Raw genomic sequence first — 2,055 nt, 5'->3', positions numbered from 1 at the left:
ATCAGCGACCAGCTGTGCTCGGATAGTTCGTAGCGTCCTGTCATACCTCACCTATGCTATTGCGGCATAGGAAAAACTAGCAGAATCGACTTTTCATACAAAACCTAGCAGACAGCGATGAGTTGGCCGTTCATCATCTGCGAACATTGGACCCACTACAGCATAAGCTCGAGCGGCCGCTATCCAACAGATCGACGGCAACACAATTCACCTCACTCGCCCTCTATCTCATAGGTCATAACCTTGAGCTGTGGCCATTAATCTATCGCGATATTTGTAGATATCGCTCACCTTCTCAATTTCGACTCGCTCTTCTTTTTTGTCTACGAACAAGCCAACTCTCTTAATGTTTTTTGAATTAAAATGAAGTTTACACAATGGCTTTCTATTACTATTATCCAGTAAAATGGCACAATAAGTCTTAGAATCCCGCATCGTGATCCGCGAAACATCAAGGTGTTCTGCTAAAATCGAGCGAACTATATTGTACCCGTCAATCTCTTCCTGCGTAGTGATTATATCATCCTCCGGCGCCGCCACTTCGCTTTCGACTGGATCCGGCTGGCTGATGGTGTCATCCACATAATTTCTGGCGAGAGCCCCCTTCAGTCGCTGAGCTACCTGCTCTTTGATATAAAGCGAGCTTGCATCTTTTACTATTGGAGTAAATTCCTCGATTATTTGTCTTGTCTGTCGGCCGTCATAAATCAGACCAATCACATACTTGACAAATCCCTCTGGACTATCGCGCAATAAGTCTTCAATAGCTCGCTTCGCGAGATTGGTATATTTAAGACGATTTGCGGTACTAAGAATTGTGTCGACATCAAAATTTGGCTTCGTGAATTTCTTCAACTGCTCAATATCCGAATCGTTGAAGTCATCCATACTGAATATAAAAAACGGCCGAATATCCAGTTTGTTTGCCGCATCCAAGTCTGAAAAGAATCTGTACTCAAAGCCATTGGTTAATATGGCAAACTTTGCCTCGGTACAGCTAAAATAGCGGAACAGCTGAGTGTACTGAGCATTGGAAAGGTCCGTACCCTTAGGTTTACACTCTATCAAGATCGAGAGTTCACCATTTTTTCGTATGGCATAGTCGACCTTCTCCCCCTTCTTCGTGCCCACATCAGCGGTGAACTCAGGGACGACTTCACTTGGATCGAAAGGATCGTACCCAAGCGCCTGAAGAAGAGGCAGCACGAGAGCGGACTTTGTCGCCTGCTCATTTGTAATGTGGTCAAGCTGCTCATGACCACGCCTGGCGATCCCGGAAATTTTGTCCGCAATGTCCATCCCCATCCCCTTGTATACTCAGCTCTACGGCCCGGCTTCAGAGTAACGCTTCGTAACCGAGATGAACAGAGCGTTTCAGGGACGCCCGATCAATGTCTCACCGCTTGAAAGGCTTCGCCGTGCGCGTACGCCATAGCGCCCTTCCGACGATTCCCCTCCTCCCAACCACCAACGATCACTGCCTTGCGGGAGATTCCGAATGCATTTCCAAGACGCGCTGCGTCGCTATCCCGATGTGGATCTGCACAGCGGAAAGATGGTCGGATCAGAGACCAAGGTCCGCTGTGAGCAGAAGGACAACATAAAACCTACGTCGCTCGAGCAATCCTGCTCACCCGCCAGGTGATCGCAGTAATAAATTGGCAGGGTGAATACTCCCGGCTAGATCCTCGCCAAGGCAAGTCGTAGGTCGTCAATTATGCATCTCAAGGAGGCTATTGGGCGCTCGGCTCCAATAAGCTCGGGATGCGATACCGGCGTGCGTGCAACGCGCGACACACTTACACGACGACGATGCTCATGGCGAGCATGACGCCAGCCTTATGCAGGAGCCAATTGGACCACAGACATCGAGGTGTTTCTGCGCACCTATTTTAGGTGGCTGGACGGCGCACGAAACGACATGGAAATAGCGCGGCTGACACAGCGCTAGGTTTTGTACGAAAAGTCGATTCTGCTAGTTTTTCCTATGCCGCAATAGCATAGGTGAGGTATGACAGGACGCTACGAACTATCCGAGCACAGCTGGTCGCTGAT

At 49.1% G+C, this 2,055-nt stretch carries 1 protein-coding gene; it reads right to left on the bottom strand.

What is annotated here, in order from left to right; all coding sequences use genetic code 11:
* Positions 1-228: 228 nt before the first annotated feature.
* Positions 229-1,299, bottom strand: coding sequence for a type I restriction endonuclease (locus Q376_RS0109255; RefSeq protein WP_027350072.1), 1,071 nt, complete (start codon positions 1,297-1,299; stop codon positions 229-231).
* Between the last annotated feature and the right edge of the window lie 756 nt (positions 1,300-2,055).

It is taken from the genome of Halotalea alkalilenta DSM 17697, from assembly GCF_000621205.1.
Taxonomy (GTDB): Bacteria; Pseudomonadota; Gammaproteobacteria; order Pseudomonadales; family Halomonadaceae; genus Halotalea; species Halotalea alkalilenta.
Note: the sequence above shows the minus strand (reverse complement) of the source record. Positions and strands in the feature narration are given on the sequence as shown.

Bases quoted from the DNA above. Each gene is read 5' to 3' on its own strand.
- Q376_RS0109255 (WP_027350072.1), bottom strand. From the start codon at position 1,299: ATGGACATTGCGGACAAAATTTCCGGGATCGCCAGGCGTGGTCATGAG.